Annotated in this window: 21 protein-coding genes and 1 riboswitch; of the genes, 10 read left to right on the forward strand and 11 right to left on the reverse strand. The window is 69.3% G+C overall.

The window, feature by feature from the left end:
- Nucleotide 1: 1 nt before the first annotated feature.
- Both JL101_RS28375 and ddpX read right to left on the reverse strand, forming a co-directional pair.
- Complete coding sequence (locus tag JL101_RS28375; RefSeq protein ID WP_228435208.1) at nucleotides 2-1,087, reverse strand: polysaccharide deacetylase family protein; 1,086 nt, start codon at nucleotides 1,085-1,087, stop codon at nucleotides 2-4.
- 77 nt (nucleotides 1,088-1,164) lie between these two features.
- Nucleotides 1,165-1,710 carry a D-alanyl-D-alanine dipeptidase gene (gene ddpX, locus JL101_RS28380; protein ID WP_203098607.1) on the reverse strand — a complete coding sequence of 182 codons (546 nt, stop codon included), beginning with the start codon at nucleotides 1,708-1,710 and terminating at the stop codon, nucleotides 1,165-1,167.
- Nucleotides 1,711-1,783: 73 nt separating this feature from the next.
- On the opposite strand from ddpX, the gene tsaB reads away from it, so the two are divergent.
- Together tsaB and JL101_RS28390 are read left to right on the forward strand one after the other, a co-directional pair.
- On the forward strand, nucleotides 1,784-2,470 hold the full coding sequence (gene tsaB / locus JL101_RS28385; protein ID WP_203098608.1) for a tRNA (adenosine(37)-N6)-threonylcarbamoyltransferase complex dimerization subunit type 1 TsaB: 687 nt from the start codon (nucleotides 1,784-1,786) through the stop codon (nucleotides 2,468-2,470).
- Between the two features lie 161 nt (nucleotides 2,471-2,631).
- Complete coding sequence (locus tag JL101_RS28390; RefSeq protein WP_407697372.1) at nucleotides 2,632-2,991, forward strand: GNAT family N-acetyltransferase; 360 nt, start codon at nucleotides 2,632-2,634, stop codon at nucleotides 2,989-2,991.
- On the opposite strand, the gene JL101_RS28395 is transcribed toward JL101_RS28390, so the two are convergent.
- Nucleotides 2,988-3,230 carry a sulfurtransferase TusA family protein gene (locus JL101_RS28395; protein ID WP_203098610.1) on the reverse strand — a complete coding sequence of 81 codons (243 nt, stop codon included), beginning with the start codon at nucleotides 3,228-3,230 and terminating at the stop codon, nucleotides 2,988-2,990. The two genes, JL101_RS28390 and JL101_RS28395, sit on opposite strands and share 4 nt — an antisense overlap.
- Nucleotides 3,231-3,332: 102 nt before the next feature.
- Between JL101_RS28395 and JL101_RS28400 the strand changes: the two genes are divergently transcribed.
- The 3 genes from JL101_RS28400 to JL101_RS28410 all read left to right on the forward strand — a co-directional run bounded on the left by JL101_RS28400 (nucleotide 3,333) and on the right by JL101_RS28410 (nucleotide 5,905).
- Nucleotides 3,333-3,749 (forward strand): MucR family transcriptional regulator, encoded by a 417-nt coding sequence (locus tag JL101_RS28400; protein ID WP_203098611.1) that lies wholly within the window; start codon nucleotides 3,333-3,335, stop codon nucleotides 3,747-3,749.
- Nucleotides 3,750-4,174: 425 nt separating this feature from the next.
- A complete protein-coding gene (locus tag JL101_RS28405; protein ID WP_203098612.1) occupies nucleotides 4,175-4,993 on the forward strand; it encodes a GNAT family N-acetyltransferase in 819 nt (272 codons plus the stop codon).
- 27 nt (nucleotides 4,994-5,020) lie between these two features.
- A complete protein-coding gene (locus JL101_RS28410) occupies nucleotides 5,021-5,905 on the forward strand; it encodes a lysophospholipid acyltransferase family protein (protein WP_228435209.1) in 885 nt (294 codons plus the stop codon).
- Between the two features lie 20 nt (nucleotides 5,906-5,925).
- Here the strand turns inward: JL101_RS28410 and JL101_RS28415 are convergent, their stop codons facing one another.
- The 5 genes from JL101_RS28415 to metZ all read right to left on the reverse strand — a co-directional run bounded on the left by JL101_RS28415 (nucleotide 5,926) and on the right by metZ (nucleotide 10,477).
- Entirely contained in the window at nucleotides 5,926-6,453 is a 528-nt protein-coding gene (locus tag JL101_RS28415; RefSeq protein WP_203098613.1) for a phasin family protein, read from the reverse strand.
- A gap of 134 nt (nucleotides 6,454-6,587) precedes the next feature.
- Complete coding sequence (locus JL101_RS28420; RefSeq protein ID WP_203098614.1) at nucleotides 6,588-7,358, reverse strand: ABC transporter ATP-binding protein; 771 nt, start codon at nucleotides 7,356-7,358, stop codon at nucleotides 6,588-6,590.
- Nucleotides 7,346-8,089: an ABC transporter permease gene (locus JL101_RS28425; protein ID WP_203098615.1), complete on the reverse strand. Its 744-nt coding sequence runs from the start codon at nucleotides 8,087-8,089 to the stop codon at nucleotides 7,346-7,348. The genes JL101_RS28420 and JL101_RS28425 overlap by 13 nt, the downstream gene beginning before the upstream one ends.
- 37 nt (nucleotides 8,090-8,126) lie before the next feature.
- Nucleotides 8,127-9,140: an ABC transporter substrate-binding protein gene (locus tag JL101_RS28430; RefSeq protein WP_203098616.1), complete on the reverse strand. Its 1,014-nt coding sequence runs from the start codon at nucleotides 9,138-9,140 to the stop codon at nucleotides 8,127-8,129.
- Between the two features lie 116 nt (nucleotides 9,141-9,256).
- The gene (metZ, locus tag JL101_RS28435) at nucleotides 9,257-10,477 is read right to left on the reverse strand and encodes an O-succinylhomoserine sulfhydrylase (RefSeq protein ID WP_203098617.1); all 1,221 of its coding nucleotides are present in this window, start codon (nucleotides 10,475-10,477) and stop codon (nucleotides 9,257-9,259) included.
- Between the two features lie 65 nt (nucleotides 10,478-10,542).
- Nucleotides 10,543-10,621, reverse strand: a riboswitch (SAM riboswitch).
- Nucleotides 10,622-10,772: 151 nt separating this feature from the next.
- Here metZ and ftsH point away from each other — a divergent pair.
- Nucleotides 10,773-12,668, forward strand: a complete 1,896-nt coding sequence (ftsH, locus tag JL101_RS28440; RefSeq protein WP_203098618.1) for an ATP-dependent zinc metalloprotease FtsH — start codon at nucleotides 10,773-10,775, stop codon at nucleotides 12,666-12,668.
- Nucleotides 12,669-12,711: 43 nt separating this feature from the next.
- Nucleotides 12,712-13,092: an RT0821/Lpp0805 family surface protein gene (locus tag JL101_RS28445; RefSeq protein ID WP_203098619.1), complete on the forward strand. Its 381-nt coding sequence runs from the start codon at nucleotides 12,712-12,714 to the stop codon at nucleotides 13,090-13,092.
- 58 nt (nucleotides 13,093-13,150) lie between these two features.
- Here JL101_RS28445 and JL101_RS28450 read toward each other — a convergent pair whose 3' ends face one another.
- Both JL101_RS28450 and mutS read right to left on the reverse strand, forming a co-directional pair.
- Complete coding sequence (locus tag JL101_RS28450; RefSeq protein WP_203098620.1) at nucleotides 13,151-13,399, reverse strand: hypothetical protein; 249 nt, start codon at nucleotides 13,397-13,399, stop codon at nucleotides 13,151-13,153.
- Between the two features lie 274 nt (nucleotides 13,400-13,673).
- A complete protein-coding gene (gene mutS / locus JL101_RS28455; protein ID WP_407697373.1) occupies nucleotides 13,674-16,418 on the reverse strand; it encodes a DNA mismatch repair protein MutS in 2,745 nt (914 codons plus the stop codon).
- 114 nt (nucleotides 16,419-16,532) lie between these two features.
- Between mutS and JL101_RS28460 the strand changes: the two genes are divergently transcribed.
- Complete coding sequence (locus JL101_RS28460; protein ID WP_203098621.1) at nucleotides 16,533-17,063, forward strand: hypothetical protein; 531 nt, start codon at nucleotides 16,533-16,535, stop codon at nucleotides 17,061-17,063.
- Nucleotides 17,064-17,231: 168 nt separating this feature from the next.
- Complete coding sequence (locus tag JL101_RS28465) at nucleotides 17,232-18,665, forward strand: APC family permease (RefSeq protein WP_203098622.1); 1,434 nt, start codon at nucleotides 17,232-17,234, stop codon at nucleotides 18,663-18,665.
- Nucleotides 18,666-18,702: 37 nt separating this feature from the next.
- Here JL101_RS28465 and JL101_RS28470 read toward each other — a convergent pair whose 3' ends face one another.
- Entirely contained in the window at nucleotides 18,703-18,960 is a 258-nt protein-coding gene (locus JL101_RS28470; protein ID WP_203098623.1) for a hypothetical protein, read from the reverse strand.
- A 249-nt stretch (nucleotides 18,961-19,209) separates the two neighbouring features.
- Between JL101_RS28470 and JL101_RS28475 the strand changes: the two genes are divergently transcribed.
- Complete coding sequence (locus tag JL101_RS28475; protein ID WP_203098624.1) at nucleotides 19,210-21,483, forward strand: NADP-dependent malic enzyme; 2,274 nt, start codon at nucleotides 19,210-19,212, stop codon at nucleotides 21,481-21,483.
- The last annotated feature ends 66 nt before the right edge of the window (nucleotides 21,484-21,549 follow it).

The following is a 21,549-nucleotide window of genomic DNA, read 5'->3' on the forward strand; positions in this document are numbered from 1 at the left end:
GTCACGGGTCCGGCACCAGGAACTGCATGCCGAACCAGCGCCAGCGGCCGTCGGCCGCCGGCAGCGTGCAGTTCAGCCGGGTCCGGCCGGGGGGCATCTCCTCGGCGATCCGCAGCTCGATCCGGTTGCCGTCGAGCCGTTCCAGCGCCGCCCGGCCCTGGCCCGACACGAAGCAGGCCAGCCGGTCCAGGTCCCGCAGCTCCCCGGTGACGGTGAAGCCGACGCTGGGCGGGTTCAGCGCCGGCGGGGACCGCAGCATCGGGTCGGCCGGCGTCACGTCGGCCACCGCGAGCGGCAAGGCGTTGGCGGCCAGCCGGAAGCGGTCGATCCCGCCGAATGAGTCGTTCATGAAGAAACGGGGCAGCGCCAGCGCATCCGAGCGGGCGTGCGCCACGCCCGAGGACTGGCTGAACGCGGCGTCGAACCCCTGGCGCCGCGCCAGGTCGCGCACCGCGAGGCTGTAGCTGCCGAACGGATAGGCCAGCAGGGTCGGCCGCACGCCCAGTTCCGCCTCGACCCGCTCCACCGCCCTGGCCAGGTCGGCGGCGTTCTGCTGCACCGTGCGCTGGGGCATCGACAGGCCGGCGGCGGGCAGCACGCCGATGACGGCGCCCGCCCTCGCGACCTCCCGCACCTGCGCCCAGGTCATGTGGCTCTGCGAGCCGGCGTCGATCGGGTCCGGCGCCACGAACAGGGTGAAGGGCAGGGCTGCCTGCTTCAGCCGCGGGAAGGCCTCGCGGTAGACGGAGCGGTGGGCGTCGTCGATGGTCAGCGCCACCGTCCGGTCCGGGAGGGGGGCGCCCCGCCGCAACCTGTCGAGGATCGCCGGCAGGGGCATCACCGTGTAGGCGCCGTCGGACAGCTCTGCCAAGTGCTGGTCGAACTGGTCCAGCCCGATTCCGGCCGGCCCGTACTGGTCCTCGCCGAACCGGCCATAGGCGAACACGACAGCGCCGGCGCCCTGGTCCGGCGGCCCGGAAACCGGCACCTCGCCATGGGCCCGGCCCCCGCCGAGCAGGGTCAGCCAGAGAAGGGCGGCGGCGAACCGGCGGACCGGCGTTGCCATGTGGAACAGCTTCAAGGCCATGCGTCTCCGAACGGCTTCCTTGTGACACAAATGGAGTGCCGCAACAAGATTGCCGCTTCCGGCCGGCAGCGGGAGCCTCACATCATCCGGCCGCCGGCGGCGCCGTCCCACAGCAGGGGGTAGCGTCCGGCGTCGGGCAGCTGGTAATGCCACCACTCCGACGCGTAGTGCCGCCAGCCCGCCGCCGCCATGATGCCCAGCAGCCTGCTGCGGTTGGCCTGCGCGGCCGGCGGGACCGCCGTCGACCCGTGGTGCGACAGCGCCGTCAGGTCGTCGAACGGCGTCCCCATGTCGAGCGGCGTGCCGCCGGCGTCCGCCAGCGTCAGGTCGACCGCGACGCCGCGCGCGTGAGTGGAGCCCTGCCGCGGGTCGGCGATGAATTCCGGGTCGGGGAAGGCCCGCCACAGGCTCCACTGGGCCTCCACCGGGCGGAACGCGTCGTAGACCCTGAGCCGGCATCCCTGGCCCAGCGCCAGCCGGGCCGCCCGGTCGAGCGCCGCCGCGGCGTCGGGATGCAGCAGGCAGACGGCCCGGCGATAGATCGCCCGCCCGGTGATGTTGGCCGGGGTCGCGTAAATCAGGTCGATATCGACATCGGGCGACGCAATCTCTAACAACGTCATCTGGATTCCTGAAGGATCGGCAATGAAGAAGGTTCGTATCCGTGTCTAGCATGCCCCGCGTGAAAGATAGGTCATGAGGATCCTCGGCATGGACAGCGCCACCGGCGCCTGTTCCGCGGCGCTCTGGTCCGACGGCGCCGTGGTCGCCCGGCGCTTCGCCGCGATGGATCGCGGCCAGTCCGAGGTCATGATCCCCATGGTCCAGGCCGTGCTGGACGAGGCCGGCGTGGCGTTCGGCCAGCTCGACGGGCTCGGCGTCACGGTCGGGCCGGGCGCCTTCACCGGCCTGCGGATCGGGCTGGCCGCCGCGCGCGGGATCGCGTTGGCCTCCGGGCTGCCGCTGGTCGGGGTGACCAGCTTCGAGGCGGTCGCCCACGGCGTGCCCGCGGCGGAGCGGTCCGGATGCCCGCTGCTGGTCGCCCTTGAGTCGCGGCGAGAAGATATTTTCGTCCAATCATTCGATATCGACCTTAATCCGCTGGACATTCCCCGGGCCGTGAGGCCCGCGGACCTGGACCTGCCGGAAGGCCCCTGGCTGATTGCCGGCGACGCGGCCGCCCGCCTGGCCGCCGCCCTGGGCGCGCGGGAGGGGGGCATGCCAGCATGTCTCCGCGTCGCCGCCGGCCCCGGACTGCCCGACGCGGCCCACGTGGCCCGGCTGGTGGCCCTGCGCGGCCTCGCCGGAGCCGGGGAGGGGCCGCCCCAGCCCCTCTATCTTCGCCCGCCCGACGTCACGCTGCCGCCGCCCCGGACGCGATGAGGCCCGGCGACGAAACCCCCGGCGCGGCCGGTCCCGGAGCGGTCAGGCTCCAGCCCGCCGGCCCTGCCGACCGCGAGATCCTCGGCTGCCTTCACGCCGCCTGCTTTCCGGAGGATCCGTGGAGTGCTGCGGCCATTGGTCGCCTGCTGGAGACGCCCGGCATGTTCGCCTTCCTCGCGGACGCCGGTCCCCCCGGGGAGCCGCGCCCCGTCGGTTTCGTCCTGGCCCGCGTCGCGGCGGGGGAGGGGGAGATTATAACCATCGGCATAGATCCCGGCGCGCGCCGTGCCGGCGCCGGCCGGGCTCTGCTTGCCGCGGCGGCGGACACGGCAAGGGAATGCGGGGCCGAAAGCCTGTTCCTGGAGGTCGCCGAGGACAACAAGCCGGCCCTCTGTCTGTATAGACGCCGAGGATTCCTCGAAATTGGTCGCAGACCAAACTATTATCGCCGAATAGACGGAGCAACCGCAGCTATTGTCATGAAGTTGGAACTATTCCAACTTAATACGAACCATAGTTAACGCTTGATCACCCAGAGCCGGTGGACCCCCTCCGAAGCACTGGGATTTTCCGGTTCTGGTCCCTGTACGGAGTGGCCCAGCTCGATCAACGATCTGGGCACGTTTTCCAAGGGTTCCCCAGCATTCAAGCGGACTTCGAGGGTTTCGCCGGGGGCCATGCGCTCGACCCGCAACTTGGCTCGGACAAAGGTTAACGGGCAGACGTCCGCTGTGATATCGAGGAAGTAATCCGCTGACATTGCTGTGCTCAAAATGTGCTCTTCACTCGCAGTAGATCGTTATTGCGTTGCTCGCGGAGAAGACTTATATCACAGTTTGTCGGTCCCCTGGAGCAAAGATAGATGAACAACGGATCCCCATCCAACGAGCTGTTGTCTCTGACGACAGAGATCGTGGCTGCTCATGTTTCCAACAATACAGTGGCCGTTACAGACCTGCCCCAACTGATCGAGCAGGTGTACAGGACCCTCGCCAATGTTGGCGTCGAGCCGGCGCCGGTCGTGGAGCGTCCTCAACCAGCGGTTCCGATCAAGAAGTCGGTTACTCCAGAGTATATAATCTGTCTGGAGGACGGCAAGAAGCTCAAAATGCTGAAGCGGCATCTGAAAACCGCTTATGACATGACGCCGGAGGAATATCGCGACCGGTGGCAGCTGCCCCCCGATTATCCCATGGTCGCGCCGAACTACGCCAAGCAGCGGAGCAAGCTGGCCAAGCAGATCGGCCTTGGCACCCGCGCCCGGCGCGGCGCGGCCTGACGGCGGGGGGCCGGCACCCCGGTTCCGATCGGATGCTCCAGGTGCCCGGGACGTTCCGGCCCCGGGCGGCGCCTGATCTTCCGATCGGCTCCCGGGCCGGGTCGGCCTTGCTGGAATGACCGGACTGATGGTTACCGGATGCCTGCGCGCGGCGGAGGCGGGGTGACGACGCGTCGCAGCTACTACTGCCAGTACTTGTGCGGCTGGCGATGATTACAAATAAATGACTCAGTTGACCTTGGCCTAGCGCTTTGTGGTATGCGTGTCGGACGATGGAACGTTGCAGCCTCCCTGGAGTCGACTGCCCGTCCCGTCGGCATGGTGCGCGCCGTTCCGCGGATCGCCCTCCCGCCCGGGATGGTCCCTGATCGCGGCCAAGCGGCGGCTGGCCATGCATGTGCAACCCGAGCACCGCAAGCGAGAGCATGGCCGACCTCATGATCGATCAGCTTGTCCAGAGCGATCTCCGCTCCGGCAACCTGGAAGTCCGACTGGCCGAATCCTCGGCCGAGGTTGATGCAGCCCAGGCGCTGCGATACCGAGTGTTCTATACCGAGATGGCGGCCCGGCCGACCGCGGAGATGGCGGCCCGGGGCCGGGATTTCGACAGCTTCGACAGGGTCTGCGACCACCTCCTGGTCATCGACCACAACCTGGGCTCCGGTGCCTCCGGCGTGGTCGGAACCTACCGGCTGATCCGCCGTCCCGCCGCCCGCTCCGCCGGCCGGTTCTACTCCAGCGACGAATACGACATCTCGCTGCTGGCGGGCTATCCGGGGGAGGTCCTGGAACTGGGCCGCTCCTGCGTCGACGCCGCCTACCGCTCCCGGCCGACCATGCAGCTCCTGTGGCGCGGCATCGCAGCCTATGTCTTCCAGTACGACATCGCCCTGATGTTCGGCTGCGCCAGCCTGCCGGGCACCGATCCGCGGAAGCTGGCCCTGCCGCTCTCCTTCCTGCACCACAACCATCTGGCTCCCCCGGGCCTGCGGCCGGTGGCGCTGCCGGACCGCTACACCGGCATGAACCTGATGGAAGAGCACGAGATCGACATGCGGGCGGCCCTGAACCTGCTGCCGCCGCTGATCAAGGGCTATCTCCGCCTGGGCGGCTTCGTCGGGGACGGCGCCGTGATCGACGAACAGTTCAACACCACCGACGTCTGCATCGTGGTCAAGACGGACCAGGTCACCGACAAGTATTCCAAGCATTACGAACGGCGGCGGGACGCCCTGGTATCGTGACCGCGGCATGACGAGGGCGGCATCCGGATGACGGCGCGCAAACCCGACGGTCCCATGGGGTCGCCCCTGCTCGGCATCGCCCGCCTGGTCGTGTACGGCGTCTTCACGGTCCTGCTGATGCCGGTGCAGGCCCTGCTGGTGTTGCTGCGCTCACCCCTGCGCCACCGCCTGCCCAGGGCCTACCACGCGGCCTGCACGCGCATCCTGGGCCTGCAGGTCGCCGTGACGGGCCGGCCGGCGCTGTCGCGTCCCACGCTCGTCGTCTCCAACCATTCCTCCTACCTGGACATCATCGTCCTGGGCTCGCTGGTTCCCGGCTCCTTCGTGGCCAAGACGGAGGTGGGGGGATGGCCCTTCTTCGGCCTGCTGGCCAAGCTCCAGCAGACCGTGTTCGTCGATCGCAAGGCGCGCAACGCCGGGACCCACCGCGACGACATGCGCAGCCGGCTGGAGGACGGCGACATCCTGATCCTGTTCCCCGAAGGGACCTCCTCCGACGGCAACCGGACCCTGCCGTTCAAGACGGCGTTGTTCAGCGTCGCTGCGCTTCGTGTGGATGACCGTCCGATCAGGGTCCAGCCGGTGTCGGTCACCGCGGTCAAGCTGGACGGGATCCCCCTGGGACGGGCACTGCGGCCGTTCTACGCCTGGTACGGCGACATGGAGCTGGTCGGCCATGTCTGGCAGATGGTCAAGCTGGGCCGGGTGACGGTGCAGGTGGAATTCCACGAGCCGGTCGACGTGGAGGCGTTCGGCAGCCGCAAGGCGCTGGCCGACCATTGCTGGCGCGTGGTCGCCGCCGGGGTCGACCGCGCGGTCTCGGGGCGGGGGATGGCGGTGCCGCCGCCCCGCCGCCCGGCGGCTTCCGAAGGGACCGGCGGAAGCGCCGTGGCGGGCGCCGCAGCAGGATGACGCGGCGCCGGGCGCGCCGGTCAGGCGCGTTCGTTCGCGAGGCGCGCGGCGTTGGCGGAAGCCACCTTGTGGATCGGCACCAGCCCCGCATCGGCCATCCGGATCACGGCCTCGGTCAGCTTGATTGCCGCGTTCGTGGCATTGACGAAGCTGCACTGGACATAGTTCTGCTGGACGCGGACGATGTCGGCGGGCGTGCGGCAGGTCGCCAGCTCCGTCACGGCCTTCGTGGTCGTGCCGGCCTGGCCCATGAACCACGCGCTCCAGCCCTCGAACATGGCCCTGTAGCTGTCCATCATCGCGTGGTGGGACTCGATGGCCGCCTCGATCTTCTCCTGGCCCATCAGGGTGAATTCCGGATTGGTCATCGCCACGGGGTCGCCGACCGCCTGCATCATCATCGCGGTGCGGTAGCCGATCGTCTGCACCGAGGCGAGAGCCATCTCCTGGGTCTTTTCGGCGGTGCGCGCGAGATCCTGCCCTGCTGCGACGAGGCGGCCGAGATTGCGGCGGTGGGCGGCGATAGCGCGCGGGGAAGCGATCATCATGGGTTTCACATCGTTATGGAAAGCGGCGCGCGCGCGGGAAGGCCGGCGGTGCCTCACACAAGGGCAACGTACCCCAAGCCGCGGCGTTCCGCATCCAAAATGCTGCAGTGCAAAAAAAACAGGGTGCCGGAATCTCAGATGCCGGCGCCGTCGCTGACCGACTCGGACAGGGCTGCCCGGATGGTTCGGACGGTGTCGGCGAAGTGGACGGTGTCCCGTTCGCGCGGGCGTGCCAGGTCCACGTCGAAGTCGCGGACGATCCCGGCCGGCTTGCCGCCCAGCAGCACGACCCGGTCCGCCAGATAGACGGCCTCGTCCAGGTCGTGGGTCACGAACAGCATGGTCGTGCCGGTCTCGCCCCACAGCCGCAGCAGTTCGTCCTGCAGGCTCTGCCGGGTGATCGCGTCCAGGGCGGAGAACGGCTCGTCCAGCAGCAGCAGGTCCGGCCGCACCGACAGGGCGCGGGCCAGGTTGATGCGCTGGCGCTGGCCGCCGGACAGCTGGTGGGGCCAGCGCCCGGCCATGTCGGCGAGGCCGACCAGCGACAGCGTGTCGCGCGCGCGGGCCAGCCGGTCGGCCTTCGGCAGCCCGGTGCCCTCAAGCCCGAAGGCGACGTTCTCCAGGACCCGCCGCCAGGGCAGCAGCCGGGCCTCCTGGAAGACCAGGGCCACCGGGCGGCGGCCCGTCTCGGCCCCGACCGGCATCCGCACGGTGCCCGCGGCGGGGGCGGTCAGCCCGGCCAGCACGCGCAGCAGGGTCGACTTGCCAACGCCCGACGGCCCGACGACCGCCGTGAAGGAGCCGCGCTCCAGTTCCGCGGTGAAGCCGGACAGCACCGGCGGGGCCGCGCCATAGGCGATGGCGAGGTCCCGGATATCGACGACGTTTTCGGTTAGCGCTGCCATCTGAGCAACCGGTCCCTGATCTGCACGAAAAGCGCGTCGGTCAGGCCGTACAGCGCCGCTATCGTGATCATGTAGACGACGACCACGTCGGTCGCCAGGAGGCTGGACGCCTGGATCATGCGCTGGCCCAAGCCTGGCACGCCGAACAGCTCGGCCGCGACCACCGCCATCCAGGCCTGCCCCAGCCCTGTCCGCACGCCGGCCAGGATGCCGGCGGTCGATCCGGGCAGCACGATCTTGACCAGCTTGGCCCAGGTGCCGCGATGCCCGAAGGCATCGGCCACCTCCAGCAGGTCCTTGTCGATCGCCTTGGCGGCGCCGTAGGCGGCGTAGTAGTTGATCCAGAACACGCCAATGATGATGATGAAGGTCGCGGCCGCCTCGCTGATGCCGAACCAGACGATCGCGAACGGGACCCACGCAAGGCCCGGGACCGGCCGCAGCAGCCGGATCACCCACGACAGCGCCGCCTCCAGCTTGTCGTAGAGCGCCGTCGCGATGCCGAGCGCCACGCCCAGGCCGGTGCCGAGCGCCAGCCCGAGCAGGTAATGGCGGAGGCTCGCGACCACCGCGTCCAGCCAGAACCCGCCCGAGATCTCGCGCAGGAAAGCCTGCGGCAGGCTGGTGGGCGGCGGGAGGAACAGCGGCGAAACCAGGCCGAGGCGCGGGACCGCCTCCCACAGGATCAGGAAGGCGGCCAGTCCGACGAGGGCGAGCAGGGATCGTTGCATCAGCGGAACGTCACGGTGCCGGAACGGAGGCGCGCGCTCAGCGCGCCGTTGCCCGGTAGAAGCTGTCGTCGAACAGCACGTTCAGGTCGGCCGCCTTCTCCAGCACGCCCAGTTGCAGCTGGAAGTCCTGCATCACCCCGGTGGCGTCCTTGATGGTCATCGGGTCGGCGACGAACTTGCTGGCCGGCGACACCACGGCCTTCTCGAAGGTCGCGAGGTCGGTGATGCCCTTGCCCAGGCCCTTCTGCAGGTGCTTGGCGGCCCGGTTCGGCTCCTCCTTCAGCAGGGTCGTGGCCCGGGTGTTCAGCGCGACGATCGTCTTGGCGGCCTCGGGGTTGGCCTTGACGAAGGCGCCGGTCAGCGCCAGCACCGAACCCGGCTGGTTGGGCAGCATCTGGCCGCCCAGCGCCAGCAGCTTGGTGTTCGGATCGCGCTGCCGGACCACGGTCAGGGTCGGCTCGCGGATCGTCGCGGCATCGACGGCGCCGGCCAGCAGCGCCTGCTGGGTCGCCTCGATCCCCATGGCGGTGATCTGGTAAGTGGCGGGATCGGCCTTCACGACGTTCTGCAGCCAGTAGCGCAGGACGGTGTCGGGCACGGATCCGGGCGGCTGGGTCGCGATGCGGACCGGGCGGCCCTCCTGCTCGACGAACTCCTTGAAGCCGGCGGCGGTCGCGGCGTTCGCCTGGGTGCCGAAACCGCCGCGCCCGACCACGGTCATCTCCTCGATCGCGGCGGAGGCGTAGACCTTCACGTCGATGCCGCGGGCGCTCGCCACCATGATCGGGCCGATTCCGCCGTAATAGGCGTCGAGCGTGCCCGAGGCCAGGGCGCTGATCATGGCCGGGCCCGACTCGAACTGCGTGAGCTTGAGGTTGAGCCCGGCGTCCTTGGCCCAGCCCTCGCCGTCGATGACGAACAGCTGTCCGGACCCGACCACGGGGATGAACCCGACGCGCACGTCGGCGGCCTGGGCCGCCGATGCGCCGCCGGCGATCAGAACAGCGGCTGCGGCCGCGAGACGGCGCGCCTTGGACAACAGAGTCGACATGACGGGAACTCCCTGGACGAAAGCCGAAACTACAAGCCCGGCTATATAGAGGGAGGGGGCGAGGCGTGCAAGCTGAAGTGTGAAATCCCGCATTTCACACTTTCGAAATGCCTAAATCAGATCCGGGCCAGCGCCTGGTCCAGATCCTCGATCAGGTCGGCAGCGTCCTCCAGCCCGACAGACAGGCGGATGCTGGCCGGGCTGATCCCGACCGCCGCCTTGTCCTCGTCGGTCAGCTTCTGGTGGGTGCTGGTCGCGGGATGGGTGATCAGGCTCTTGCTGTCGCCCAGGTTGTTGGAGATCTTGACGATCCGAAGCCCGTTCATCAGCCGGAATGCCTCCGCCTTGCCGCCGGCGACGTCGAAGGCGATCAGCGTGCTGCCGCCGCCCATCTGGCGCTGCGCCAACTCGTACTGGGGATGGCTCTTCAGGCCGGGATAGAGCGTCCTGGCGATCTTGGCGTGCCCGTCCAGGAACTCCGCGATCCGCTGGGCCGCGTCGGTCTGGGCGGCGACCCGCAGGTCCATGGTCTCCAGCCCCTTCAGCAGCAGCCAGGCGTTGAACGGGCTCAGCGCCGGGCCGGTGTGGCGCAGGAAGGGGGCCAGCGTCTCGGCGAACTTGTCGTCGCACAGGATGGCACCGCCCAGGCACCGGCCCTGGCCGTCGATATGCTTGGTCGCTGAATAAACCACGATGTCGGCGCCGAACTCCAATGGCCGCTGGAGCACCGGCGTCGCGAACACGTTGTCGACCACCACGCGGGCGCCGGCGGCATGGGCCAGTTCGCAGACCAGGCCCAGGTCCACGATGTCGAGCATCGGGTTGGACGGCGTCTCCAGGAACACGACGTTGGCCGGGCGGCCCAGGGCTTCGCGCCACTCCTCCGCCTTGGTGCCGTCCACCAGGGTCGTTTCGATCCCGTACTGGGGTGCCAGGTTCTTGACGATGTGCAGGCAGGACCCGAACAGCGCGCGCGGCGCCACGATGCGGTCGCCCGCCTTGAGCTGGCACATCAGGGCCGCGAACACCGCCGCCATGCCGCTGCCGGTGGCGAAACAGCGTTGCGCCCCCTCGTACGCCGCCAGCCGGTCCTCGAACATGGCGACGGTCGGGTTGCGGAAGCGCGAATAGACATAGCGCAGCCCGTCGGTCGCGAAGGCGGCCTCGGCCTCCTCCGCCGAGCCGTAGACATAGCCCGAGGTCATGAAGATCGCTTCGCAGGTCTCGTCGAAGCCGGTCCGCAGGGTCCCGGCATGGACCATGCGGGTGCGCGGCCGCAGCTTCGCGGGGGTGGCCGCGGGATTGCCGTTCTCGGGGAAAGTATCGTTCTTGGTCATGGTGTCGTCGCTCCGCCCGCCGTTGCGGGTACACAGAAAGCCCCGACCGACAAGGGATCGAGGCGCGGATGCGACTCCAAACCTTTTTAGCAGCTTATTTTACGTGGCCTGCAAGCCGGTCGCCAAATCACCACGTTTCGCGGGTTCTAGCCGGAGCGGGGGAGGGCGTCAAGATCCATGTCGAAAGCGCCGCGGCCCCGGTGCCGCGCCGCCGCGCATACGTCTTATTAACTATGTTTCTGTACTCAGGGCCTCTGCTTTTGTCTCAATCATGCTCAGACTCTCCGGGTCGCTGATGAAAACCTTCCTTAAACGGCACGCGCGGGTGATCTCGATCGTGGCAGCCCTGGTCGTCACCGGGGCGCTTACCGGCGGCGCCGGGCTGGCCTATGTCTACGCCTCCGGCTCCGGCGGTGCGGCGGCACTGCTCAGCCGGATCGACCGGCAGGAGGTCGGGCAGAGCGAGTTCGCCGATCGTCTCGCCGCCGGACGGATCGCCTCCCTCGCCGTCGCCGGCAACCGGATCGAATTCACCGACCGCGACGGCGTCCAGGGCGTCACCACCGTCCTGTGGACCGACGCCCTGCGTCAGGCGGTCGCGGCCCCCGGCATCCCCATGACCGTCGAGCCGGCGGAGGGCGGCGCCCTGCTGACCACCAACCGCTGGCTCGACGTGCTGCTGAAGCTGAACATGGTGGGCTTCCTGGCCTTCGCCCTGGTCTTCATGGTCGGCATGATGCGCTCGCCGGTCAAGAAGGCGGGCACCGCCACCTCCCACGTCCGGTTCTCCGACGTGGCCGGCGTGGACGAGGCGAGAGCCGAACTGACCGAGCTGGTCGATTTCCTCAAGCACCCGGCCCGGTTCAAGGGCATCGGCGCCGGCATCCCCAAGGGCGTCCTCCTGGTCGGTCCTCCCGGCACCGGAAAGACCCTGCTGGCCCGCGCCGTGGCGGGGGAGGCGGGGGTGCCGTTCTACGCCGTCACCGGGTCCGACTTCGTGGAGATGTATGTCGGCGTCGGCGCCGCGCGCATCCGCCGGCTGTTCCGCGACGCCCGCAAGCGAGCGCCCTGCATCCTGTTCATCGACGAGATCGACGCGCTGGCCCGGGCCCGCGGCGCCACCTCGCCGACCGGCGGCCAGATCGAGACAGAGAACACCCTGAACCAGCTCCTAGCCGAGATGGACGGCTTCGCCCGGGCCAGCGGCCTGATCGTGATCGCGGCGACCAACCGGGTGGACGTGCTCGACCCGGCGATCGTGCGGCCCGGCCGGTTCGACCGGCACGTCTTCGTCGGCAATCCCGACATCAAGGGCCGCGCCGCCATCCTGGCGGTTCATGCCGCCCGCGTGGCGCTGGACGCCGACGTGGACCTGACGCTGGTCGCGCGCGGCACGCCCGGCATGTCGGGCGCCGACCTCGCCAACGTCGTCAACGAGGCGGCGCTCCGGGCGGCCCGCTCGGGCCGCTCCCTGGTCTCCATGGCCGACTTCGAGCAGGCCCGCGACAAGATCGTCATGGGCGGCGAGAAGGCCACCGTCATGTCCGAGGACGAGCGCCGCCTGACCGCCTTCCACGAGGCCGGGCACGCGCTGGTCGCCTGGCGCTCCAGGCATTCCGACCCGGTCCACAAGGTCACCATCGTGCCGCGCGGCCGGTCGCTGGGCATGATGGTCCGGCTGCCGCTGGAGGACCGCTTCTGCCTGTCCCGGGCGCGGCTGGAGGCCGAGCTGGACGTGACCATGGGCGGCAGGGCGGCCGAGGAGATCGTGTTCGGCAGGGAATTCGTGACCACCGGGGCCGCCGGCGACATCCAGATGGCGACCGACATCGCGACCAAGATGGTCACCACCTGGGGCATGTCCGACCGATTCGGCATGGTCGCCTACGGCGGGGGCGCGGCACCGGCCGCCGCGACCGCCGCGCGCTCCCCCGCCGGCGAGCCGGGCGCGCTGTCGCCCCAGGTCGCCGAGGAGGTGCGGGGCATCATCGACGCGGCATACCGCCGCGCATACGACCTGATCGCCGCCGACCTGCCCCGCCTGCACGAACTGGCCGACGGCCTGCTGCGCGACGAAACCCTCGATGCCGCCGCCGTCCGGGCCATCCTGGAGCGGGACGCGGACCGCGGGGCGCCGCCCAGCGTCAGGCTTGTCCAGGCCGATCCCGACCATTATGAAGTGGCGGTATGAACCGGCCCGACCGCGACCGAGCCGCAATGATCAAGGTGCCGCAATGAAGAAGTTCCTCCTGGCCGCCGCCGTCCTCGCCCTTGCGGGATGCGCCGACAAGCCCGCCGGGCCGGGCGCCGCCGTGGTGACCCCGGAAGCCGCCCCCCTGATCACGCTGGATGACAGCGACCGCACGATCATCGACGAGACCCTGCAGACGGCGTCGCGCGGGGGCGTCGGCAAGCCGGTCCAGTGGTCCAACCCGGCGACCGGCAAGAATGGCGCCGTCACGGTGATCCGCCAGGGCTATACCCGCGACGGCAAGCTCTGCCAGGAATTCCATCTGGTCGCCAGCAAGGGCGTCGTCCGCGCCCAGCAGGTCGGCAAGGCCTGCCGCCAGTCGGGCAAATGGTCCCCCGAAGGCGGCTACACCCTGGGGAGCTGAAGCTTTCCCCAGGCACCATCCGGATAGCGGCTGGGGAGATTGCCGCGAAGGCGGAAGCTTAATCCGCCGAGTGGCCCTCCACCTCCGCGAAGTTCCTGATCACGGCATCCCCCTCGGGAAATTGGGCGACGGCGGACTGATCGACCCTTGATGTCTCGCCAAGCGCGGCCTGGGTCAGGCGCCGCGATTCACGCAGCTCATGCAGCGCTATCTCGTTGCGCAGGAGGTTCTTTCTATCCTCGAGCCGAGCCTTGCTTTCAGGGCTCATCTTGGATCGCAGGCCTGCGAAGCTCTTGCGTCCACTCATGGGGTCAACCCTTCCTCTCTCAACTCGTCGAGATACACGTCATAGAGATCATCGGCGGCCGGTGTTATTTCTCGGTGGAGTCGCTATAAATTGAAGTCATAACCGTAGGTCGGGTAGAGCGAAGCGGCACCCGACAAAGCAGGCGCGTTGATGTCGGGTGCCGCTTCGCTCTACCCGACCTACGGGTTACTATCTATTACTTGTATCTTCCAAGGGATCGAAGCGGATATCTGCTTCCATCGCCGTCCATCTGCGGCCCGAATCCTTCTCTGTCTCACCCGCTCAGCATCGCCCGCAGCCGGTAAAGCTCGTCCAACGCCGCCTTCGGCGTCAGATCGTCCGGGTTGATCGCCTTCAGCGCCTGCTCAACCGGCGATGGCCCGGACGGTGCCGCCGGTTCCGGCTCCTTCCGCCGCAGGGCGACGCTGAACAGCGGCAGGTCGTCGGCCAGCCGCGCGACGCTCACGCCGTGCTCGCCCTTCTCCAGGATCTCCAGCACCTGCTCGGCCCGCGCGATCACCGCCTCCGGCAGCCCGGCCAGCTTGGCGACGTGGATGCCGTAGCTGCGGTCGGCCGAGCCCGCCGCGACCTCGTGCAGGAAGACCACCTCGCCCTGCCACTCCTTGATCCGCATGGTGTGGCAGGACAGCCGGGGCAGCTTGGCGGCCAGGGTCGTCAGCTCGTGGTAGTGCGTGGCGAACAGCGCCCGGCAGCGGGTCGCCTCGTGCAGGTGCTCGACGCAGGCCCAGGCGATCGACAGCCCGTCGAAGGTCGCCGTGCCCCGGCCGATCTCGTCCAGGATCACCAGCGCCCGCGGCCCCGCCTGGTTCAGGATCGCCGCCGTCTCGACCATCTCGACCATGAAGGTGGACCGCCCGCGCGCCAAGTCGTCGGCGGCGCCGACCCGGCTGAACAGCCGGTCGACCACGCCGATCCGGCAGCGCTCGGCCGGAACGAAGCTGCCGATCTGGGCCATCACAGCGATCAGCGCGTTCTGGCGCAGGAAGGTGGATTTGCCCGCCATGTTGGGGCCGGTCAGCAGCCACAGCCGGTCGTCAGGCCCCAGGTCGCAGTCGTTGGCGACGAACCGCGACCCGTCCGACGCGGTCAGCGCCGCCTCGACCACCGGGTGGCGGCCGCCCCTGATATCGAACTCCAGGCTGTCGTCCACCACCGGCCGGCAATAGCGCCGCTCCTCCGCCAGCTCGGCCAGCGCCGTCGTCACGTCCAGCAGGGCCAGCGCGCGGGCGGCCTCGCCGATCCGGTCGGCCCGGGCGGTCACGTCGCCGACCAGCTCGTCGAACAGCGCCAATTCGACCGCCACCGCCTTGTCGGCCGCCTCCGAGATCTTCCGCTCCAGCTCGCCCAGCTCGACCGTGGTGAAGCGGACGGCGCTCGCCAGCGTCTGGCGGTGGATGAAGGTCTCCGACGCCTTGCCGGACATCAGCTTGTCGGCGTGGGTCGGCGTCACCTCGATGTAATAACCCAGCACGTTGTTGTGCCGGATCTTCAGCCCGGATACGCCGGACAGGTCGGCATAGCGCGCCTGCATCGCGGCGATCAGCCGGCGGCTCTCGTCCCGCAGGGTCACGAGATCGTCCAGGTGGAGCGCGAAGCCGCGCGCGATGAAGCCGCCGTCGCGGGCCAGCAGCGGCAGGTCGGGCGCCAGCGCGCGTTCCAGCCGGTCGATCAGGGTGGAATGCTCGCCCAGGCCCGCCGCCGCCGTTTCGATCCCGGCGGGTCCCGGCGTCATCCCGGCGGCGCCCAGGACGCGGCGCATCTCCACGGCGCGCACCAGCCCGTCGCGGACGCAGGCCAGGTCGCGCGGACCGCCCCGGCCCAGCGACAGCCGCGACAGCGCCCGCTCCATGTCGGGGCATTGGCGCAGCAGCGCCCGCGCCTCGGTCCGGACCCGATCCTCCGCCAGGAAGAACTCCACCATGTCCAGCCGGCCGGAGATCTCGGCCCTGTCGGTCGACGGGGCCGACAGCCACGCCGCCAGCAGGCGCGCCCCCGGCCCGGTCACGGTGCGGTCGATCGCGGCCAGCAGGCTGCCGCGGCGCTCGCCGGTCAGGGTCCGGGTCAGCTCCAGGTTCCGGCGGGTCGCCTGGTCGATCTCCATGACGGCACCCTGGGCCAGCTGGCGCGGCGGGTTCAGCCGCGGCACCCGGCCTTTCTGGGTCAGCTCCACATAGTCCACCAGGGCGCCGGCCGCGGCGACCTCGGCCCGGCTGAAGCTGCCGAAGGCGTCCAGCGTGCCGACGCCGAACAGGTCGAGCAGCCGGCGCCGGCCGTTCTCGCTGTCGAACCGGCTGTTCGGCTGGACCGTCAGCCGGCTCTTCCACTCGCCGAACAGGTCGAACAGGTCGGGCTGCTGGACCAGCCGCTCGGGCAGCACCAGCTCCTGCGGGTCGAGCCGCTGGAGGGCCGCCGCCAGCCCGTCGCGGCTCACCGGCTGGAGCGTCAGCTCGCCGGTGGACAGGTCCAGCCAGGCGAGGCCGGTGCCGCCCGCCGTCTCGGCCAGCGCGCCCAGGAAATTGTTGGCGCGGGCGTCCAGCAGGCTGTCCTCGGTCAGCGTGCCGGGGGTGACGACCCGCACCACCGCCCGCTTGACCACCGACTTGCCGCCACGCTTCTTGGCCTCCGCCGGGTCCTCCATCTGCTCGCAGATCGCGACCCGGTGGCCGTGGCGGATCAGGCGCAGCAGGTAGTTCTCGTGGCTGTGGACCGGCACCCCGCACATCGGGATGTCCTCGCCGTTGTGCTGGCCGCGCCGGGTCAGGGTGATGTCGAGCGTCGCCGCCGCGGCGACCGCGTCGTCGAAGAACAGCTCGTAGAAGTCGCCCATCCGGTAGAACAGCAGGCAGCCGGGATGGGCCTGCTTGATCTCCAGGTACTGCGCCATCATCGGAGTCGAGGCGGACGGGGCGGCGGGGGAGGCAAGCGTTGTGTCGGGCACGGCAACCGGATCGCTGTCGGAAAGGGTGTTCTCGGAGGGTTTCTTCTCTGGCGCTCTCATGGCGGCGCCACCCTAGCACGCCGGGCGCACCATGGCCTAGGCACGCGGCTGCGCCGGGGCTAGACTGGGCTCAAGGACTATGAAATAGGCACGTACACGGGGGAATGCACCATCATGGCCAGGAACAACGCCAATACCAGACGGGTGCGCGAGATGGTGGCCCTGTTCGAGAACCGCCCCGATTTCGACCGGGCCGTGGTGGCCCTGATGCGGGCCGGCTTCGACCGCACCGACCTCAGCGTCCTGTCCAGCCACGAGTCGATCGACGTCGCGGGCCGGCCGGCCATGCCGCGGGACGAGGCGCTGACCGCGCTCCTGGGCGATCTCAACTACGCCTTCCCGCTGACCACCGCCGGCCTGATCGCGATCGTCGGCGGCCCGATCGCCGGCCCGATCGCGGCGTTGGTGGCTGCCGGAGTCGGCGGCGCCGCGGTCAAGGAATACCTGGACGAGGTGACCGCCCACCCGGAGACCGACGATTTCGCCCGCGCGCTGGAAGCTGGCGGCGTGATCCTGTGGGTCTGCGTCGATGACGACCCGGAGAAGGAGCGGCGCGCGCGCGACGCCCTGACGGGAGCGGGCGGGCGCAACGTCCATGTGGCGGAGCGTGAAAAGGCGGCGGAATCCGGCGCCGGCGACAATTGACCGGCATCGCCCGATCGCCCCGGCTGCCGCTTTTTATCGGAGGGTACTTCACCGCTTCTGCGTTCCTTCCCCTCTCGCGCCGATTCTTCTTCTTCGTTGTTGAAGGATCCATGACGGCCCCGGCTCCCCGGAGGCGTCACTCGATCCAGCCACGGCGAGGTCAAGGTCATGCGCGAAGCGGAGACACCGTCCGATAGGGCCGGCGACACGGGGGGAGCGGACGGGCCGCCGCTCCAGCGCTCCATCGGCATGACCCAGATGGCCTTCTACGCGCTGGGCAGCATGCTGGGCGCCGGCATCTACGGCCTGATCGGCAAGGCGGCCGGGCAGATGGGCAACGCGATCTGGCTGGCCTTCCTGGTCAGCATGGTCGCGGCGCTGCTGACCGGCCTGTCCTACGCCTCGATCGCGAGCCGCTATCCGAAGGCCGCCGGGGCCGCCTACGTCACCCAGCGGGCCTACCGCCAGGCGATGCTGACCTACGTGGTCGGGCTGGCGGTGATGTGCTCCGGCCTGACCTCGGTCGCGACCCAGTCGAGGGTCGTCGCGGAGAACCTGCAGCAGCTCGGCATGCTGGAGGGCGTGCCCGTGACCGTGCTGGCCCTGGGCTTCCTGCTGGTGCTGGCCGGCATCGTCTTCCGCGGCATCCGCGAATGCATGTGGCTCAACGTCGTGTGCACCACGGTCGAGGCGTTCGGCCTGATCCTGGTCATCGCGGTCGGGTTCAGCTACTGGGGCTCGGTCGACCTGCTGGAAACGCCGCCGCCGTCAGATGCGGCCAGTGGGGCGACCGGCGGGTCATCGGGCGGCGTCGGCGGCATCACGGCGCTTCTGGTGATGCAGGGGGCGGTCCTGACCTTCTTCTCCTTCATCGGGTTCGAGGACTCCATCAACGTCGCGGAGGAGGTCAAGAACCCCCGCAAGGTCCTGCCCTGGGGCATCATGCTGGCCATGGTCGCGGCGACGCTGATCTATATCGCGGTCTCGATCACCGCCGTCTCGGTCGTGCCGTGGCGCGACCTGTCCAGCGCCGCGGGGCCGCTGACCGAGGTGGTGGCGCGGGCGGCGCCCTGGTTCCCGCCGGTGGCCTTCCTCGGCATCACCGTCTTCGCCGTCACCAACACGGCGCTGCTCAACTACGTAACCGCCTCCAGGCTTGCCTATGGCATGGCCCAGCAGGGGCTGCTGCCGCGCGTCCTGCGCCGGGTCCACCGGACGCGCCGGACGCCCCACATGGCGGTGCTGGTCCTGCTGGCGATGATCACCGGCCTGGCCCTGCTGGGCGACATCACCCAACTCGCCTCGGCGACCGTGCTCCTGCTGCTGCTGGTGTTCTCGATCGTCAACGGCGCCCTGGTGATCCTGAAGCTCCGGCCCGGCGAACCCGCGGGGGGCTTCGAGGTGCCGATCTTCGTGCCGGCCCTGGGCGCCATGGTCTGCGCGGCCCTGCTGGTCAACCGCTTCGCCACCGGGGACTGGCAGGCACCGCTGATCGCGGGCGCCATCCTGGCCGGCATCCTGGGCCTCTACGCCCTGATGCGACCCCGGCACGTGGAGGAGGACGACCTGGCCGCGGCGGCGCAGGCGGAGCCCGCGGAATGAGGGCGGCCCGTTCTTCCCGCCCCTATTCCGCCCGCCCTCATTCCTCCCGGTATCCCTTGTCGCGCATGCATTTGGCGAAGATCTCCCGGCGATAGGAGAATTGCGGGGTCTCCGGGCTGGGACGGCGCGGATAGCCCCGCAGCTGCATCTTGACGTCGACCTGCTCGGCGCATTCGCTCTCGGCGACGGATTGGGCGCTTCGGGTGGGCTCCCACCGCGTCGCATTGTCGCTGCCCGAGCAGCCGCCGAGGATCAGCAGGGCCGCCGCTGCCGGGGAAAACGCATTCCGGATCATTGTTTCTCCTTGCCGCGGCCTGTCCCGAAGATGCTTAACCAACTAACGGTTAATCGCCGCCCCGGGCAATCCAGTCATGCGATTACAACCGTCTTGCGGAGCGATTTCACTATGATACCGTTCACCACAAGATAACAGGCCTACCTCCCCCTGCCTTTCGTCATGGGTGACAGGGGAAGATCCGGCCGCCACCACGATCGCCCGCGGCCCAGTCCCTGCGCCGGCCGCTGGCCGTCCATGAGGAAACGTATGTCCGACCAAGACAAGCGCGTGACCGAGGAGGAAGCTCTCCTGCTTCACTCCAGCGGCCGCCCCGGTAAGCTCGAGATCGCCCCGACCAAGCCGCTGACCACCCAGCGCGACCTGTCGCTGGCATATTCGCCGGGCGTCGCCGTGCCGTGCCTGCGCATCCAGGAAGATCCTTCGACCGCCTACGACTACACGGCCAAGGGCAACATCGTCGCGGTGATCTCCAACGGCACCGCGGTGCTGGGGCTGGGCGACCTGGGCGCGCTGGCGTCGAAGCCGGTGATGGAGGGCAAGGCCGTCCTGTTCAAGCGCTTCGCCGACGTCGACGGCATCGACCTGGAGGTGGACACCTCCGACGTGGACGAGTTCATCAACTGCGTGCGCTTCCTGGGGCCGTCGTTCGGCGGCATCAACCTGGAGGACATCAAGGCGCCGGACTGCTTCATCATCGAGCAGCGCCTGCGCGAGGTGATGGACATCCCCGTCTTCCACGACGACCAGCACGGCACCGCGATCATCGCCGCCGCCGGCCTGATCAACGCGCTGCACCTGACCGGCCGCCGGATCGAAGACATCAAGATGGTGATCAACGGCGCCGGTGCCGCCGCGATCGCCTGCGTCGAGCTGTTCAAGTCCATGGGCCTGCCCCATGACAGCGCGATCCTGTGCGACACCAAGGGCGTGATCTACCAGGGCCGCACCAACAGCATGAACCAGTGGAAGTCGGCGCACGCGGTCAGGACCGAGGCGCGGACCCTGGCCGAGGCGCTGGAAGGCGCCGACGTGTTCCTGGGGCTGTCGGCCAAGGGCGCCGTCACCCAGGACATGGTCAGGTCCATGGCCGCCAAGCCGCTGATCTTCGCGCTGGCCAACCCCGACCCGGAGATCACCCCGGAGGAGGTGCGCGCGGTGCGGTCCGACGCGATCATCGCGACCGGCCGGTCCGACTATCCCAACCAGATCAACAACGTCCTGGGCTTCCCCTACATCTTCCGCGGGGCGCTCGACGTGCGCGCCTCGACCATCAACGACGCGATGAAGATCGCCGCCGCCCGCGCCATCGCGGCGCTCGCGCGCGAGGACGTGCCGGACGAGGTGGACGCGGCCTATTCCGGCCGCCGGCTGCGCTACGGCTCGGAATACATCATCCCGGTGCCGTTCGACCCGCGCCTGATCGTGACGATCCCGCCGGCGGTGGCCCAGGCCGCGATGGAGAGCGGCGTCGCGCGCAAGCCGATCATCGACATGACCGGCTACCGCAACGGGCTGCGCACCCGGCTCGACCCGACCGCCGACAGCCTCCAGCTGATCTTCGAGAAGGTCAAGGCCAACCCCCGGCGCGTCGTCTTCGCCGAGGGCGAGGAGGAGCGGGCGATCCGCGCCGCCCTGGCCTACCGCGCCGCCGGCTACGGCACGCCGATCCTGATCGGCCGCGAGGAGGTGATCCGCGACCAGGTCGTGGCGCTGGGCCTGTCGCCGGAGCAGACCGGGCTGGAGATCCACAATGCCCGCCTGTCCGACGCCAACCGGCGCTATACCGACTACCTCTACCGCCGGCTCCAGCGCCGGGGCACGCTGCACCGCGACTGCCAGCGGATGGTCAACCAGGACCGCAACGTCTTCGCGGCGCTGATGGTCGCCCAGGGCGACGCCGACGCCATGGTGACCGGCCTGACCCGAAGCTTCGCGACCTGCTACAAGGACATCACCCTGGTGATCGACCCCCGGGCCGGCCAGCGCGTGTTCGGCGTGTCGGTGGTGGTGACCCGGAAGCGCACCGTCTTCATCGCCGACACCACGGTGAACGAGCTGCCGACCACCGAGGAATTGGCGGAGATCGCGGTCCAGACCGCGGCCAAGGCGCGCCAGATGGGCCACGAACCCCGAGTCGCGTTCCTGTCCTTCTCCAATTTCGGCCAGTACATGCGCGGGCGTGCCGAGCATGTGCGGGACGCGGTGGCGCTGCTCGACCAGCGGCGGATCGACTTCGAGTACGACGGCGAGATGTCGGCCGACGTGGCGCTCGACCACGACCTGATGAAGCGGCTCTACCCGTTCTGCCGCCTGTCGGGTCCCGCCAACGTGCTGGTCATGCCGGCGCTGCACGCGGCCAACATCGGGGCCAAGCTGCTGCAGAAGATGGGCGGCGGCCAGTTGGTCGGCCCGCTGCTGATAGGCCTGGACAAGCCGGCGCAGGTTGTCCAGATGGGCGCGTCCGTGTCGGACATCGTCAACGCGGCGGCGCTGGCGGCGCACGACTCGCTGCAGTGGTGACCGGTTTCCGGGACCGGGCCCCTCCCACGCGGGAGGGGTCCTTATCTTGCCCGGAGATTAATCTTT

The organism is Skermanella rosea, from assembly GCF_016806835.2.
GTDB classification, from domain to species: Bacteria; Pseudomonadota; Alphaproteobacteria; order Azospirillales; family Azospirillaceae; genus Skermanella; species Skermanella rosea.

What these genes read in the sequence shown, in the direction of transcription:
- JL101_RS28420 (WP_203098614.1), bottom strand. Translation starts at nt 7,358, where the DNA reads ATGGCAGCGCTAACCGAAAACGTCGTCGATATCCGGGACCTCGCCATC.
- JL101_RS28415 (WP_203098613.1), bottom strand. Translation starts at nt 6,453, where the DNA reads ATGATGATCGCTTCCCCGCGCGCTATCGCCGCCCACCGCCGCAATCTC.
- JL101_RS28390 (WP_407697372.1), top strand. Translation starts at nt 2,632, where the DNA reads ATGTTCGCCTTCCTCGCGGACGCCGGTCCCCCCGGGGAGCCGCGCCCC.
- JL101_RS28410 (WP_228435209.1), top strand. Translation starts at nt 5,021, where the DNA reads ATGACGGCGCGCAAACCCGACGGTCCCATGGGGTCGCCCCTGCTCGGC.
- ftsH (WP_203098618.1), top strand. Translation starts at nt 10,773, where the DNA reads ATGAAAACCTTCCTTAAACGGCACGCGCGGGTGATCTCGATCGTGGCA.
- tsaB (WP_203098608.1), top strand. Translation starts at nt 1,784, where the DNA reads ATGAGGATCCTCGGCATGGACAGCGCCACCGGCGCCTGTTCCGCGGCG.
- JL101_RS28450 (WP_203098620.1), bottom strand. Translation starts at nt 13,399, where the DNA reads ATGAGTGGACGCAAGAGCTTCGCAGGCCTGCGATCCAAGATGAGCCCT.
- JL101_RS28405 (WP_203098612.1), top strand. Translation starts at nt 4,175, where the DNA reads ATGGCCGACCTCATGATCGATCAGCTTGTCCAGAGCGATCTCCGCTCC.
- ddpX (WP_203098607.1), bottom strand. Translation starts at nt 1,710, where the DNA reads ATGACGTTGTTAGAGATTGCGTCGCCCGATGTCGATATCGACCTGATT.
- JL101_RS28465 (WP_203098622.1), top strand. Translation starts at nt 17,232, where the DNA reads ATGCGCGAAGCGGAGACACCGTCCGATAGGGCCGGCGACACGGGGGGA.
- JL101_RS28395 (WP_203098610.1), bottom strand. Translation starts at nt 3,230, where the DNA reads ATGTCAGCGGATTACTTCCTCGATATCACAGCGGACGTCTGCCCGTTA.
- JL101_RS28400 (WP_203098611.1), top strand. Translation starts at nt 3,333, where the DNA reads ATGAACAACGGATCCCCATCCAACGAGCTGTTGTCTCTGACGACAGAG.
- JL101_RS28425 (WP_203098615.1), bottom strand. Translation starts at nt 8,089, where the DNA reads ATGCAACGATCCCTGCTCGCCCTCGTCGGACTGGCCGCCTTCCTGATC.
- JL101_RS28460 (WP_203098621.1), top strand. Translation starts at nt 16,533, where the DNA reads ATGGCCAGGAACAACGCCAATACCAGACGGGTGCGCGAGATGGTGGCC.
- JL101_RS28430 (WP_203098616.1), bottom strand. Translation starts at nt 9,140, where the DNA reads ATGTCGACTCTGTTGTCCAAGGCGCGCCGTCTCGCGGCCGCAGCCGCT.
- JL101_RS28445 (WP_203098619.1), top strand. Translation starts at nt 12,712, where the DNA reads ATGAAGAAGTTCCTCCTGGCCGCCGCCGTCCTCGCCCTTGCGGGATGC.
- metZ (WP_203098617.1), bottom strand. Translation starts at nt 10,477, where the DNA reads ATGACCAAGAACGATACTTTCCCCGAGAACGGCAATCCCGCGGCCACC.
- JL101_RS28375 (WP_228435208.1), bottom strand. Translation starts at nt 1,087, where the DNA reads ATGGCCTTGAAGCTGTTCCACATGGCAACGCCGGTCCGCCGGTTCGCC.
- JL101_RS28475 (WP_203098624.1), top strand. Translation starts at nt 19,210, where the DNA reads ATGTCCGACCAAGACAAGCGCGTGACCGAGGAGGAAGCTCTCCTGCTT.
- mutS (WP_407697373.1), bottom strand. Translation starts at nt 16,418, where the DNA reads ATGAGAGCGCCAGAGAAGAAACCCTCCGAGAACACCCTTTCCGACAGC.
- JL101_RS28470 (WP_203098623.1), bottom strand. Translation starts at nt 18,960, where the DNA reads ATGATCCGGAATGCGTTTTCCCCGGCAGCGGCGGCCCTGCTGATCCTC.